The sequence below is a fragment of the Polaribacter sp. L3A8 genome, from assembly GCF_009796785.1.
GTDB lineage: Bacteria > Bacteroidota > Bacteroidia > Flavobacteriales > Flavobacteriaceae > Polaribacter.
In genome coordinates this window covers 3,857,771-3,871,912 of sequence record NZ_CP047026.1, presented here as the reverse complement: position 1 = coordinate 3,871,912, position 14,142 = coordinate 3,857,771, and the positions used below count along the sequence as shown (strand labels likewise).

Below are 14,142 nucleotides of genomic sequence, written 5' to 3'. Positions count from 1 at the left end.
TATATTTACATTATGTTCTATTACTATTTTATTATCGCTTTTCAAATTTTTTGTGTGTACCACGCTTACAAGAATAAGAACAATTTCTATTGGTATTTTATCATCTTTTTTATTCCGTTACTTGGTTGTATCATTTATCTTTTAACACAAGTAATTAACAAAAAGGATGTTACAAATATCACGGAGGAAATAACTACAATTATCAATCCTACAAAAAAAATTAAAGACCTTGAGAAAGTTTTAGATTTTTCTAACACATTTCAAAACAACATTAATTTAGCTGATGCTTATGTAGAAATTAAGGATTATAAAAGTGCAATTGTACAGTATGAAAAAGCTTTAGATAGTAATTTTAAGAATGAACCTTACACCTTAAATAAATTGATTCGTTGTTATTTCGAAACCAAAAATTTTGATAAAGTTATTGAATATTCACAAAAAATAAATTTAGAAAAGGACTTTAAAGAAACCATCTTTTTCTACGGTTTAGCCTTAGAACAAAAAGGCAGGTTTGAGGAAGCTGAAATTCAATTGAAAAAAATTGATAAAAGATATTCTAATTATAATGAAAGGTTAGAATTTTCTAAGTTTTTAATTAGAAGAAACAATAAGGCAGCTGCCAAAGAAGTTTTAAATGAAATTACTAGCGAAATAGCTTCAATGACAAAAGCAAATTCTAGAAAATATAGAAGCGTAATTTCTGAAGCAGAAAAAATATTAAATGCTCATTAAATCTTTTATTAAAAGAATTATTCACCTCTTTATTTCCGTTGTTTTAACAGTAATAACTCAAATTGGTGGTGTTATTTATTTAATTTCTTTACTTATTATTTCTAAAAAATCATCAAAATACAAACTAAAAAGAACGCTTTTTTTTATCTTTTTATACCTAACAAGCACTTTTTTAATAGTTCCAAAAGTCGCCCCAATATTTGGTCGTATTCAAATTGAAAACAATAAACAGCTACAAGCACATAATTTTATAACAAAGCTCTTTAACAGAAATTATGTTACTCCTAAAATGGCTGCTGTTTTAACTACTGTTTCTTTAAGTATGCAAAAAGAGTATCCTACAATAAAAGTGGTCTATTTAGATGCAAACTTCCCTTTTATAAACGGTTTTCCTTTGCTTCCGCATTTGAGCCATAATGATGGAAAAAAAATTGATATTTCTTTTGTTTATCAAACTAAAAAAGGAATCTTAACAAACTTAAAACCATCAAATAGTGGCTATGGCATTTTTGTTTCACCAACAAAATATGAAATCAATCAAACTAAAATTTGTAAGAAAAAAGGTTTTTGGCAATATGATTTTACCAAATACTTAACTTTAAGTAGCTTTAATACAGATTTAAAACTCTCTAAAAAAGCTACAAAAAACATCATCAACCAAATTTTAAAAAATGATGCGGTGAGTAAACTTTTTATAGAACCGCATCTAAAATCTAGACTAAAGTTATAGCATTCTAAAATAAGATTTCATGGTTGTGGAGCTGTAAGGCATGATGATCATATTCATTTTCAAATTAAATAAAAACTTCAAAACAAGTATTAACTGTTTTCATAAAAAATACTTTTACAAAATGTAGAACTAAACTTTTTTTATGTTTTTTACCAAACTTTCAGACAAACTCAGCAACCATCTTACTTGTTCAGAAATTAATTGTGTTTCATGCAATTGTGATCTCATTTCTTTAGAAATAGGCAATCCTTTTTCAATTTCGGCATCTCTCTGTTCTGATAAATTATGAAAATAATCTTCATAATTTTTTGTTGCCAGACGAAGCTCTTCGCTGTCTAAACTACTACTCGACTCCGTATTATTTAAAATAGCAATTGCTTTATCTAACTGAAATAAAATATGCTTTACATAAATTTCAAATTGTTGTGGTACCTTACCGGTTTCATTAGTTCTTATATACATCCCTAATGAGGATAGAGAAGATAAGTAGGTGTTAAAAATAGTCATCAACTCATAAAATGTTGCAATATTTTCTTGTTTAGATTTTGGTTCTTGTGCCAATCTTTGGTAAGCTGCATTTAAGTTTCCTACTTGTAAAAAAGCTTCTTTTCTAGCCAAAGCATACTCGGTAGGGACTTCGCCTTTTTTATGATAAAAAAAATCTATTTGTATTAATAGTTTTGAAAAACTTTCTATAGAATGTAAAAAGAAATCTTTAATACTTTTAGCTTCCCACGCTGGCCAAAAAAAGTAATTAGCAACATAGGCTAATAAAGATCCAATTAACGTATCAAAAACTCTAAACTTTATAACCGTTAAAATATTGGGATTAATTAAGGCATAAATAAAAATAACATAGAGCGTAATAAATGCAGCCCCATTTCTATAATTTTGTTTCACCAAAGAAAAACCAATAATTAATGATGTTACAGATATTAAAGCGTAAATAATTGGATTTTGTGTTAAAAAAACGATTCCGACACCAACTGCAGCACCAATTAATGTACCTAATACTCTATGCTTTGTTCTTTCTTTGGTTAAACCATAACTTGGCCTCATAATAACCACTATGGTTAATAAAATCCAATAAGGTTGTTGCATATCAATAGCATAACCAATCATTAAACCAATAAACATTGTAAGTGTTAATCTTAACGAATGTCTAAATATGGGCGACTTTAAAGTGAAATTTGCTTTTAGTTTTTTAAGGTCATAATCTTGAGGTGTCAAAAACTGTTCTGCATCCTTTATAGGCCTAATTTTATCGTTTTTAGAGTAGTTATCTAGTACCCTAAAAATATCCATTAAATTCCCTATTTGCTTTTCTTGATACGCTTTATAATTTAATAAAAAAATAACCCCTTCTCTAGATTCTGGCAAACCAACAGTAACTTTATAAATTTCTATATGATTTTGTATTTTTTTAAGTAAAATTTTAAAATTGTTTTGAAATGTAAGTTTTTCTTCTTTTAAAATAACTTTTGAGATATGGTTTAACCTTTCTGAAACTTCAAAAATTAATAGTTTAAACTCGTCTACTTTCTCTTGATGCTCTTTAAATAAATCATCAAACTTATCATAATCTACCACATTTGAAATAGCTAATTCATATATCTCAATAATTTTAGAAAAAATTAACTGTTGACGTCTTGTTCTATTACTAAACCCAGAGTTAAATCTTTTCTCTAAAACAACTTCCCTTATCGTTTCATGTAGTTCATTAATAGTTATTTGAAGTTTAAAATTCTCATCTAAAAGTGCGGTTCTATTTTCACTCTCAACCAATAACTTTCCACGAATTTTTACAAAATCAGCCGTTTTTTCAATTAATTGAACAAACAAATACTCTATTTGCACTTTTGTGAGTACTAATTCTGTTAAAATGGTTAAAAACAAATACCAAATACCACCTAAAGCAATAAATAAGGCATGCTCAAAAACAGAGACTTCTGCGCTATGTGGTGCAAAAGCCAAAACCAACGAAATTAAACCCGCAAATGAAATTAAAGAAGCTCTAAAGCTAAAAACAGAAAGATAAGAGATTGAAAATACGAGAATAATTAACAGCGGAATTAAAACAAAATAACTTGTAAAACAGCCTATTAGTAATGTTATTGCAAAGGTTAAAATGATGGAAACAACGATGCCAAAAAACTTATGTTTTAAACTTCCAGAAATATCAGATGGAGCACAAAAAATAGCACCTAAAGCAATACTAAATCCGATATGAAAACTATCAAAGAAATAAATTGATATTAGTACAGGAATTACCATCGCAATAGCAACTACTAGTGCTTTAACAAAATACACCCCTTTAAAATATCTAATTAAATTTTTAATCATGAATAAAATTAATATTCAAATTTAAGCAGTTTTTTCTAGGTAAATCTATTAATTTTATCAATTTAACTTCTAAATGAAAGAATGGTTTTATTGACAATTAAAGAGAAAAATGGTTTTATAAAGAAGGTCAGTTTGTTGATTATATTATTAAAAAACAACATACCATAAAATTAAAATACAATCCCATTTTCTCAAAAATGCTATTTTTTTCTATCTATGAGAACCATCACAAAAAGGTTCGTTTTTAGTTGCTTTACAAGCACATAAGTTTTTTGTTTCTGTTTTTTCTGCAGTAAATACATTCGGACTCATCCCTGTTCCTTTATGTTTTCCATCACACAGTGGTTGCTTTTCCGATAATCCACAAGTACACCATGCGTAATTTTTCCCTTCTTCTAATGCTACTGCAATAGATGCATTTCCTGCTCTTTTTGGTAATTCCATATTTTTTAATTTAGTTTATCAATATAGGCAATTTTATGATTAATTTCTATTTTCAAATTATATAATGATTAGTAATTCTATTATATTCGCTAATAATTTTTAAATTCATAAAATGAAATCATACTTATATTTATTTTTCTCACTAATTCTTTTCACTTCTTGTACTGGTGATGATTCTTCTACTTTTGAACCACAAACAGAAGCAGACATCCTAGAATACATTGAAGCAAACAACTTAACCACTACAAAAACCAATTCTGGCTTATATTATGTTATCAACAATGAAGGTACAGGAACAAGGCCAACAGAAAACGATATTGTAGAGCTTGATTACAAAGCCTATTTGTTAGACGGAACTATTTATGATGAAAGAGAATCTATTATATTAAATTTAGGCATAGTTATTAACGGCTTAAGAGAAGGTGTTCAACTTTTAAAAGAAGGCGGAGACGCAACTTTATTAATACCTTATCAATTAGCTTTTGGAGAAAGTGGCAATAGCTCTGGTTCAATTCCTGGAGGTACTGTTTTAATTTTCGAAATAAAACTTAAGGCTTCTTATCCTGATTATGAATCTCAAAATGATGCTTCAATTTTAAAATATATTGATGATAATAATTTAGTAGCAACAAAAACAGATTCTGGCTTATACTATGTAAAAACCAAAGAAGGTGATGGAAATAAACCAGCAAGTAGCACTGCTAATGTTACTGTTGCTTATAAAGGTTACCTATTAAATGGAAGTGTTTTTGACGAAAATTCAAACGGTTTTACCACAAACCTAAATAACGTTATTTCTGGTTGGACAGAAGGAATTCAGTTTTTTAAAGAAGGAGGAGAAGGAATCCTTTTAATCCCTTCTCATTTAGCCTATGGTGATGCTGGAAATGCCGCTATACCAGGAGGAGCTGTTTTAATTTTTGATATAAAATTAATTAGTGTAAACTAACCCAATTTAAAACTCATAAAAAAAAGCGAAACTTAATCAGTTTCGCTTTTTTTTTTGTGACATGTATGAGGTTTTATTTATGAAATAATCGGTTTAATAAAATCATCAATTTTATCAATACCATTTTCTCCTAAGTTCTTTATAAATGCAGAACCAATAATGGTTCCATTTGCATATTTACAAGCAGTTGTAAAAGTTTGTTTATCAGAAATACCAAAACCAACAATTAAATTACTTTGCAAGTTCATGTTTTTAATTCTTTCGAAATATTCAATTTGTTGATTAGATATATCGCCTTTTGCACCGGTAATAGAAGCAGAAGCAACTACATAAATAAACGCTTTAGAATACGCATCTATTTTTCTAATTCTTTCTTCGGATGTATGCGGAGTAATTAAAAATACACTTGTAATTCCGTATTTTTCAAACAATGCTTTATAATGATTTTCAAACTCTACCATTGGTAAATCTGGAAGAATAACCGTTTCTATACCACAATCTACTACTTTCTGACAAAACTTATCCTCACCATATTTAATCATCTGATTTAAATACCCCATTAAAACTAAAGGTGTTTTATTAGTGTCTTTAATCGTCATTAATTGATCGAAAATAAGATCTAAATTAATACCGTTTTCTAATGCTTTTTGGCTACTTTCTTGTATCGTAGGACCATCTGCTAAAGGATCTGAATAAGGCAAACCAACTTCTATAAAATCGACACCACTTTTTTCTAATGCAGTAATTACCTTAGTAGTATCATCTAATTTAGGATAACCACAAGTAAAATAAATCGATAATAAATTTTTCTTTTCCTGAAAGATTGTTTCTAATTTTTTCATGCTAAAATTGGTTCGTTTTTACTTTTTAATTCTTCTTCTACAGCACTCCACAAATTGATTCTTACTTGCAAAGACTCTTTGGCTACTTCTAAAACTTCTTGCCATTTTTTATCGTCATTACCACATAATTCTTCAATCATTTGTAATGATAAAGGCCCATGTTCATCTCCGTCTAACTCAATATGTCTTTCTAAATAATAAATAAAATTATCAAACTTCTTATTACTTTTTAAGGTAGTTTCATCTACAATTTTTATAAACATATCTGGTATAATATCCTCTCTACCAAACGTAAATGCTGCTGCTATTTTATGACTTTCATTTGTTTCTATAACCTTAAAAGTATAAGAAACAAAATCCTTTATAGCGTTATGCACCTCTAAATTATCAATAGATTTAAAAACGTCTTTTCCTTTGATAATTTTATTAATAAAACCTTCTATTTTAGAGCAATCTGCATTCATTTCTTGCATCGCATCTAAATACATTTCATAATGACTTTTTAAAACTCCGTCTTTATTAACATCACTTTCTTCTGCCAACGTAATTTCGTTTATAAAGCGAACTAAGTTGGTGTTTTTCTTCGGAATCCAAGGAATAGAAACCGTTGTTAAATTTATTTGTAATGCTTTTAAAAGAGACATAAAGTCCCAAACTGCATACACATGTGCTTCCATAAAAGTTTTTATATCTTCTATAGAGTTTAACTTTTTATAAAGTTGATGGTTCTTTAAATCTTCTCTTAAAGACACCAACTCATTTTCTATATATGCTATTTTAGAATTCATTATTCTTCTAAATGATTGATATACGTTTCTAAATCTTTATCTCCTCTACCCGATAAATTTACTACCACAACTTGGTCTTTTCTAAACTTAATTTTTGATAAAACAGCCAAAGCGTGTGCACTTTCTAACGCTGGAATAATTCCTTCTATTCTAGTTAATTCATATGCTGCTGCCAACGCTTCTTTATCCGTTGCATCCATAAACTTGGCTCTTTTACTTTCATATAAAAAGGCGTGTAAAGGACCAACTCCAGGATAATCTAACCCAGCAGAAATAGAATAAGGCTCCACAATTTGCCCGTATTCATCTTGCATTAAAATGGTTTTAGAACCATGAATAATCCCTACTTCTCCTAATTGAGAAGTTGCAGCACTTTCTCCAGAATTCACTCCTAAACCAGAAGCTTCTACTGCGATTAGTTCTACCTCTTCATCATCCATATAGTGATAAAAAGCCCCAGCAGCATTAGAACCTCCTCCAACACAAGCAATAATTGTATCCGGGTTTTCTTTACCTGTTTTCTCTTTTAGTTGCCATTTCATTTCTTCGGATATTACAGCTTGTAAACGTGCAACCATATCTGGATATGGATGTGGACCAACAACAGAACCAATTAAATAAAAGGTTTCTGGATGCTGAATCCAATATCTTATTGCTTCGTTTGTTGCGTCTTTTAAAGTTCTACTTCCGCTTAAAGCAGGTACCACTTTTGCTCCCAACATTTTCATACGAGCAACATTTGGTGCTTGACGAACAATGTCTTTTTCTCCCATAAAAACGGTACACTCTAAGCCCATTAAAGCACAAACCGTAGCAGTAGCAACACCATGTTGTCCTGCTCCTGTTTCTGCTATAATTTTAGTCTTCCCTAATTTCTTGGCAACCAAAATCTGACCAATTGTATTGTTAATTTTATGTGCTCCTGTATGATTTAAATCTTCTCGTTTTAAATAAATAAAAGCGCCATATTTTTCTGACAAACGTTTTGCCAAATACAACGGACTTGGGCGACCTACGTAATCTTTTAATAACGATTTGTATTCTTCTTGAAACTCCTTAGATTCTAATATTTGAATGTAATTATCTTCTAATTCTTTTACATTTGGATATAACAATTCCGGAATGAATGCGCCTCCAAATTGTCCGTAATAACCATTTTTGTCTGGGTGAAATTTTGATTTCATATTTTATAATATTCTGTCATTGCGAGGAACGAAGCAATCTCTTAATTAATAAGCAGATTACTTCACTACGTTCGTAATAACGTTCTTTTTAAATTCCTTTAATTCTTCTATTTTCTTAACTCCTGGTTTACTTTCAAATTTACTATTTACATCTAAAGCGTAAATTGGTAAATTAGATTTCAATATTTTTTGAACCTCTTCTACATCATCTAATCCGATTCCTCCACTTAAAAAGAAAGGTACATCAAAAGGATATTTCTCTAAAACAGACCAATCGAATTTTGTTCCGTTTCCTCCTCTTTCCTTTCCTTTAGTGTCAAACAAAAAGAAATCTACAATTTCTAAATAAGGTTTTAAAACATCAAAATCGAATTCGTCTTTAATTCCGAATACTTTAATAACCTCAACTTCATTTTTAGAAATGTAGTGTTTGTTTTTTTGCTTTTTGATACTTTTATTTTCTTCAATCTTTAGTTCTCGACTGCGCTCGAACTGACATTTTAATTCTTTTATATAATCAACAGATTCATCTCCGTGTAATTGAATAGCGTCTATTCTATATTCTTCTACCAAAGAAATTACAATCTCTGGATATTCATTTACAAAAACACCCGTTTTTTTGATTGATTTTGAAAACTCTGGAATAATACCTTCAAAATTTCTTTTTGATTTCTCATAAAAAATAAAGCCCAAATAGTCAGGTTGCAAATGGGCAACTTGTTGGATATTTTCTGTGAATTTCATTCCGCAAACCTTTAGAAAAAGCCCCCTTTCCCCCGAAGGGGGGAACAATGGAATCGATGTGTTGTTGTCTTCGCTTTTATTCAAAATTATATTTCTTTTTTTGTCTTTTATCAATTTCTCAACAGTGAGAGTCCCTTCCCTTCGGGAAGGTTAGGATGGGCTCTTTTTTTTTATCTAATTTGATTGATAAAATCTAAACAAGCTTCTCCTGGGTTATCCGTTTTCATAAAATTTTCTCCAATTAAAAATCCTTGAAAACCAAACTCTTTTAATCCTGTAATAATTTTTGGATCAGAAATTCCGCTTTCTGAAACTTTCAAACAAGTATCCGGAATTTGACCTGCCAACTTAATAGAATGCTCCAAATCAACTTCAAAAGTATTTAGGTTTCTGTTATTGATTCCGATAATTTTATTATCTAAATCGTTAATTTTATCTAAATCTTCTTGGGTATGAATTTCATATAAAACTTCTAAACCTAAATCTGTTGCTAAGTTTCCGTAGTTTTTTAATTCGGTTGCTGTTAAACAAGAAGCAATTAATAAAATTACATCGGCTCCAATTGCTTTTGCTTCTACAATTTGAAATCCATCAACAATAAAATCTTTTCTTAAAATTGGTTTTTGTTGGTTGATGATTCTTGCTTCCATCAAATCTGCCATAGAACCTCCAAAAAATGAAGTATCTGTTAAGATAGATTGTGCCGCTACATTTGCATCTAAATATCCATTGGTAACATCTGCAATAGTTGCTGTGTCATTAATAATTCCTTTAGAAGGAGATTGACGTTTAAATTCAGCAATAATTCCTGTAGAACCAACTTCTAACAAAGATTTTTTTAATGAAAAAGTTGTTCTTCCAAAACTAGGACTTTTTACTAAATTCTGAACAGGAACTTCTGCTTTTATCTTAGCAATTTCCTTCTTTTTAAATGCTATTATTTTATCTAAAATTGTCATTTCTTATATATTCTGTCATTGCGAGGTACGAAGCAATCTGTTAATTCAAATTACAAGATTCCTTCAGTCATACTTCATTCGGAATGACGTTTTATTTATTACTATTTATTTTACTTCTGTCATTGCGAGGAACGAAGCAACCTTTTTTTATAAACAGATTACTTCACTCGTAACCTCGTTCGTAATGACGTTCTAATTATAAACTTACTAATTTTTCTAATGTTTGTTTTGCTTTCAATCCAAAAAGCGAACTTTTTGCTTCTTCAAAAGCGTTTTCAAAACTTTTATTTTCATCAACAATAGTTAATGCAAAAGCAGCATTTGTTAAAACCACATTATTTTGTGCTTCTGTTCCTTTTCCTTCTAAAATAGATTTGAAAATTTTGGCTGCATCTGCAACAGAATTTCCTCCAAATATTTCTGATTGCTGAATTCTTTTCTGCCCTAAATCTTCTGGATTTATAATTTGTTCTCCATTCTTCGTGAAGAACTTAAATCCACTTGTTAACGAAATTTCATCATAACCATCTAACGCGTGAATAATACCATAATTAATATCTTCTTCTTGTAAAATGTAATTATACAAACGTGCAATTTCTAAATTAAAAGTCCCTAACATATGGTTTTTAGGTGAACTTGGGTTTACCAAAGGGCCTAACATATTAAAAAACGTTTTTAGAGCCAATGCTTTTCTTGTAGGACTTACAGCTTTCATTGCTGGATGAAATTTTGGAGCATGTAAAAAGCAAATATTTGCTTTCTCTAAATGTTCTATTAAAACACTTTCGTCATTGGTGAAATTGTACCCAAAACTTTCTAACATATCTGAAGAACCAGATTGAGAAGACACAGAATAATTACCGTGTTTTGCTACTTTTTGTCCTGTTCCGGCAACAATAAAAGAAGTTAAGGTAGATATATTGAATGTATCTTTTCCATCGCCACCAGTACCAACAATATCTATGGTATTATAATCTGATAAATCTACTTTTATAGACAATTCTTTTAAGGCATTTCTAAAACCAGCAAGTTCATCAGCTGTAATAGGACGCATCATAAAAACCGTCATAAATGACGCTAAATGTGCGTCATTGTATTTTTCTGCAGCAATATCTTTTAAGATTTGTGTTGCTTCAGATTTAGACAATCTCTCGTGATTATATAGTTTGTTTAAAATTGCTTTCATAATTCTTACTTGTCATTGCGAATCAAATGATAATTTGATGTGGCAACCTTTTAATTAAAAATGAGATTACTTCGTTTCTCTCATAATGACATTACTTTTTTACACTATTAATAAAATTAGTAACCAACTGCTCACCAACATCTGTTAAAATAGATTCTGGATGAAATTGAACCGCAGATATTGGAAATATTTTGTGCTCAATTGCCTGAATTAATCCATCTTCATCTCTTGCGGTTACTTGTATTTCTTCTGGAAAACCTTCATCTGTTGCTGCCCAAGAATGATAACGTGCTGCCATAAATGTTTCAGAAACATCTTTAAAAATTGTGGCTGAAGGGTCTGAGACCCTCATTTCTGTGGCAACTCCGTGAAAAACATCGTCTAAATTGATGATTTTCCCTCCGAAAACTTCTGTTATTGCTTGTAAACCTAAACAAACTCCGAATATTGGTTTTACACCGGCGTATGTTTTAATGACTTCCTTTAAGATTCCTGCTTCATCCGGAATTCCTGGACCTGGAGATAACATAATGATATCATACGTACCTACATCTGCAATACTGATTTCGTCATTTCTAAAAACCGCAGGAAAGTTTCCTGTAATTTTTTCTACCATGTGTACCAAATTGTAGGTAAACGAATCGTAATTATCTAAAATTAATATTTTCATGTTTTTTCTAATTGTCATTGCGAAGCAAATTTTTCATTTGCTGTGGCAATCTGTTTATTAATTAAGAGATTACTTCGTCGGAAAAACTCCTCGTAATTACTTAATACTCAATTTCGCGTTAGGGATTGAATGGTTTGTTTGAGCTCTTTTTTGTTTTTCTCAAAAAAAGCGAGTAATGAAAGCCCGTTAAAACGCCCAAATTAAAATCAATCTCTTTTTATTTTATGCCTACAAGGTTTTGAAAACCTTGCTGGATACTTTATATATTTTCTGCTAAAATTAACGCTTTATTTAACGCTGCTAATTTATTATTTACTTCTTGTAATTCCTTTTCTTCATCGGAATGAATAACGATTCCTGCGCCTGCTTGCGAATACAAAACGTTGTTTTTACTCACAAAAGAACGAATGGCAATCGCTAAATTTACAGAACCATCTAAACCGATAATTCCGACTGCTCCTCCATAAAAACCACGAGTTTGATTTTCATATTTGTCTATCAGCTCCATTGCTTTGTACTTTGGCGCACCACTTAAGGTTCCGGCAGGAAAAGTGTCTCCAACAATTTCTATTGGGTTTCCTTTAATCTTACCTCTAACCGTAGAAACTAAGTGAATTACGTGGCTAAAATACTGCACTTCTTTAAAAACCTCTACCGTAACTTTATCGGCATGTTTGCTTAAATCGTTACGGGCTAAATCTACCAACATAACGTGTTCTGCCGTTTCCTTTTTATCTTCGGATAATTTTTTACCCAGCTTAATGTCTTCTGCCATATCGCCCGTTCTTCTAAACGTACCTGCAATTGGGTTAATAGTTGCCTTACCTCCGGATATTTTAATTTGTGCTTCTGGTGAAGAGCCCATTAATTTGAATGAACCATAATCGAAATAAAATAAATATGGCGACGGGTTTATAGAACGCAATGCTCTATACACATTAAATTCGTCTCCTTTAAATTTTTGTTGAAATTGGCGTGATAAAACCAATTGAAAAACATCTCCTCTTTTACAGTGATATTTTGCTTTTCTTACATAGTCCTTAAATTCTTCACCTGTAACATTGGAAGTTTCTTCGCCTACAATTTCGAATTTCTGCGTATTAAATGCTTGTGCATCGATAATCGTCTGAACTTCTTTAATACGAGACTCGGTACCTTTTTCTATATTTTCTATCAACGTCATTTCATCATTAAAATGATTGATGGCAATAATAAAACGGTAAAAACTGTATTGCATTTCTGGAATTGCAGAAGGTGCTTTTTTGTTTTTAAATTTAATATTCTCAAAATACTGAACAGAATCAAAAGTAGTATACCCGTATAATCCGTTGAATGATTTTAATTCGGCCGGACAATCTAATTCTATAGAATTGGTAAATTTATCGAATAACTCATAAAAGTTTTTGTTAATAGGTTGTTCATCTAGTTGTGTTCCTTTGTGAGAAACAGAAAACTGATAATTATCTACTTTCATAGAAACAATTGGCTCCACGGCAATAAATGAGAAACTTTCTTCTTTACTATGATAATCTGAACTTTCTAACAACAAAGTGTTAGCGTATTTGTCTCTAAAACGCAGGTACAAACCTACCGGTGTAACGGTATCTGCAATCTTTGTTTTGTGAATTGTTTTAAACTGTAATTTTTTCATGTTACTTTTTATCTGGTCGAGCGCAGTCGAGACTTATTTTAGAACCTCTCGACTGCGCTCGAGGGGACATTTGTCTATTCTTTTTTACTTTGGATGATTTAAAAAATCATCATAAAAAAAAGGCTTATCGTGAGATAAGCCTTTTTAAATTTTATGTTACATACATATAGGTTTTTTCTCACTTATTATATAAGAGAGTTCCACCAACCTGTATTTATTGTATTATTTTTCATTGTTTAACAAAAGTAAGATAGATTTTTTAAACAAGCAACCTTTAGTTTGATTTATTTTGGAATTAACAGCAAAGAAAAAAATGCAAAAGGTCGCAAAGTTTTTACTCTGCGAAAATTATTTGTGTCTTACCTTCTTATTTCAATAGGATTTCGATAAGAATCGAATACTTCTAAAATTATAATTGAAGATTTACTTTCCACGAAATAAATTAGTTTAAAGTGTCTAACAATTATACGTCTAAATGGTTTTCCTAAAAATTCATCTACTTGATACTGTTCAACAAACTCGATATTTTTACTTGCATGTAAAATATCTAGTTTAACATTTTTAGCGTTGTTTCTAGATTTCGTTCTATCTAGTATTCTATCATGAATATATCTTAAATCTGCTTTTGCTTTATCTGACCAAACAATACTAATTGAAGTAACCATTTACCAGTTTTCTGATTCTTTTTCTAAATCTTCTACTGTGGTAAAGTTTCCGTTTTTTACAGATTTTAAAGTGTCTTGCACCTTTTCTACATACATTTCTTTAGTTAAAGCTTCTCCCTGAACTGTATAAGCTACAATTTTTTTATTAGATAGTTGCAACTCTAAAAACTCTTCAAAACGCTGAATTAAGTCGATGTCTTTTATTTGATCGAAACGTTCTTTAAATATATTTTTTCTTGCAGCTAAATCCATAAC

At 30.2% G+C, this 14,142-nt stretch carries 15 protein-coding genes; 3 read left to right on the top strand and 12 right to left on the bottom strand.

The window, feature by feature from the left end; translation table 11 throughout:
- The first annotated feature begins 54 nt into the window (after positions 1–54).
- Together GQR92_RS16045 and GQR92_RS16040 are read left to right on the top strand one after the other, a co-directional pair.
- Entirely contained in the window at positions 55–732 is a 678-nt protein-coding gene (locus GQR92_RS16045; protein ID WP_158841290.1) for a hypothetical protein, read from the top strand.
- The gene (locus tag GQR92_RS16040; RefSeq protein WP_233269893.1) at positions 722–1,462 is read left to right on the top strand and encodes a hypothetical protein; all 741 of its coding nucleotides are present in this window, start codon (positions 722–724) and stop codon (positions 1,460–1,462) included. Before GQR92_RS16045 ends, GQR92_RS16040 begins: the two co-directional genes overlap by 11 nt.
- A gap of 129 nt (positions 1,463–1,591) precedes the next feature.
- Here the strand turns inward: GQR92_RS16040 and GQR92_RS16035 are convergent, their stop codons facing one another.
- Together GQR92_RS16035 and GQR92_RS16030 are read right to left on the bottom strand one after the other, a co-directional pair.
- Positions 1,592–3,805 carry an FUSC family protein gene (locus GQR92_RS16035; protein ID WP_158841288.1) on the bottom strand — a complete coding sequence of 738 codons (2,214 nt, stop codon included), beginning with the start codon at positions 3,803–3,805 and terminating at the stop codon, positions 1,592–1,594.
- A gap of 210 nt (positions 3,806–4,015) precedes the next feature.
- The gene (locus GQR92_RS16030; protein WP_158841286.1) at positions 4,016–4,249 is read right to left on the bottom strand and encodes a CDGSH iron-sulfur domain-containing protein; all 234 of its coding nucleotides are present in this window, start codon (positions 4,247–4,249) and stop codon (positions 4,016–4,018) included.
- A gap of 112 nt (positions 4,250–4,361) precedes the next feature.
- Between GQR92_RS16030 and GQR92_RS18195 the strand changes: the two genes are divergently transcribed.
- A complete protein-coding gene (locus tag GQR92_RS18195) occupies positions 4,362–5,198 on the top strand; it encodes an FKBP-type peptidyl-prolyl cis-trans isomerase (RefSeq protein ID WP_368074165.1) in 837 nt (278 codons plus the stop codon).
- Positions 5,199–5,275: 77 nt separating this feature from the next.
- Here the strand turns inward: GQR92_RS18195 and trpA are convergent, their stop codons facing one another.
- The 10 genes from trpA to GQR92_RS15975 form a co-directional block, all read right to left on the bottom strand.
- Positions 5,276–6,040: a tryptophan synthase subunit alpha gene (trpA, locus tag GQR92_RS16020; protein WP_158841284.1), complete on the bottom strand. Its 765-nt coding sequence runs from the start codon at positions 6,038–6,040 to the stop codon at positions 5,276–5,278.
- Entirely contained in the window at positions 6,037–6,828 is a 792-nt protein-coding gene (locus GQR92_RS16015) for a DUF3050 domain-containing protein (RefSeq protein ID WP_158841282.1), read from the bottom strand. The genes trpA and GQR92_RS16015 overlap by 4 nt, the downstream gene beginning before the upstream one ends.
- Positions 6,828–8,012 carry a tryptophan synthase subunit beta gene (trpB, locus tag GQR92_RS16010; RefSeq protein ID WP_158841280.1) on the bottom strand — a complete coding sequence of 395 codons (1,185 nt, stop codon included), beginning with the start codon at positions 8,010–8,012 and terminating at the stop codon, positions 6,828–6,830. The genes GQR92_RS16015 and trpB overlap by 1 nt, the downstream gene beginning before the upstream one ends.
- A gap of 57 nt (positions 8,013–8,069) precedes the next feature.
- The gene (locus GQR92_RS16005; RefSeq protein WP_158841278.1) at positions 8,070–8,756 is read right to left on the bottom strand and encodes a phosphoribosylanthranilate isomerase; all 687 of its coding nucleotides are present in this window, start codon (positions 8,754–8,756) and stop codon (positions 8,070–8,072) included.
- A gap of 170 nt (positions 8,757–8,926) precedes the next feature.
- Positions 8,927–9,715, bottom strand: a complete 789-nt coding sequence (gene trpC / locus GQR92_RS16000) for an indole-3-glycerol phosphate synthase TrpC (RefSeq protein ID WP_158841276.1) — start codon at positions 9,713–9,715, stop codon at positions 8,927–8,929.
- A 196-nt stretch (positions 9,716–9,911) separates the two neighbouring features.
- Positions 9,912–10,901: an anthranilate phosphoribosyltransferase gene (gene trpD, locus GQR92_RS15995; RefSeq protein ID WP_158841274.1), complete on the bottom strand. Its 990-nt coding sequence runs from the start codon at positions 10,899–10,901 to the stop codon at positions 9,912–9,914.
- Positions 10,902–10,992: 91 nt separating this feature from the next.
- A complete protein-coding gene (locus tag GQR92_RS15990; protein ID WP_158841272.1) occupies positions 10,993–11,571 on the bottom strand; it encodes an anthranilate synthase component II in 579 nt (192 codons plus the stop codon).
- 259 nt (positions 11,572–11,830) lie between these two features.
- The gene (locus tag GQR92_RS15985) at positions 11,831–13,222 is read right to left on the bottom strand and encodes an anthranilate synthase component I family protein (protein ID WP_158841270.1); all 1,392 of its coding nucleotides are present in this window, start codon (positions 13,220–13,222) and stop codon (positions 11,831–11,833) included.
- Positions 13,223–13,581: 359 nt separating this feature from the next.
- A complete protein-coding gene (locus GQR92_RS15980; protein ID WP_158841268.1) occupies positions 13,582–13,887 on the bottom strand; it encodes a type II toxin-antitoxin system RelE/ParE family toxin in 306 nt (101 codons plus the stop codon).
- On the bottom strand, positions 13,888–14,139 hold the full coding sequence (locus GQR92_RS15975; RefSeq protein ID WP_158841266.1) for a hypothetical protein: 252 nt from the start codon (positions 14,137–14,139) through the stop codon (positions 13,888–13,890).
- Between the last annotated feature and the right edge of the window lie 3 nt (positions 14,140–14,142).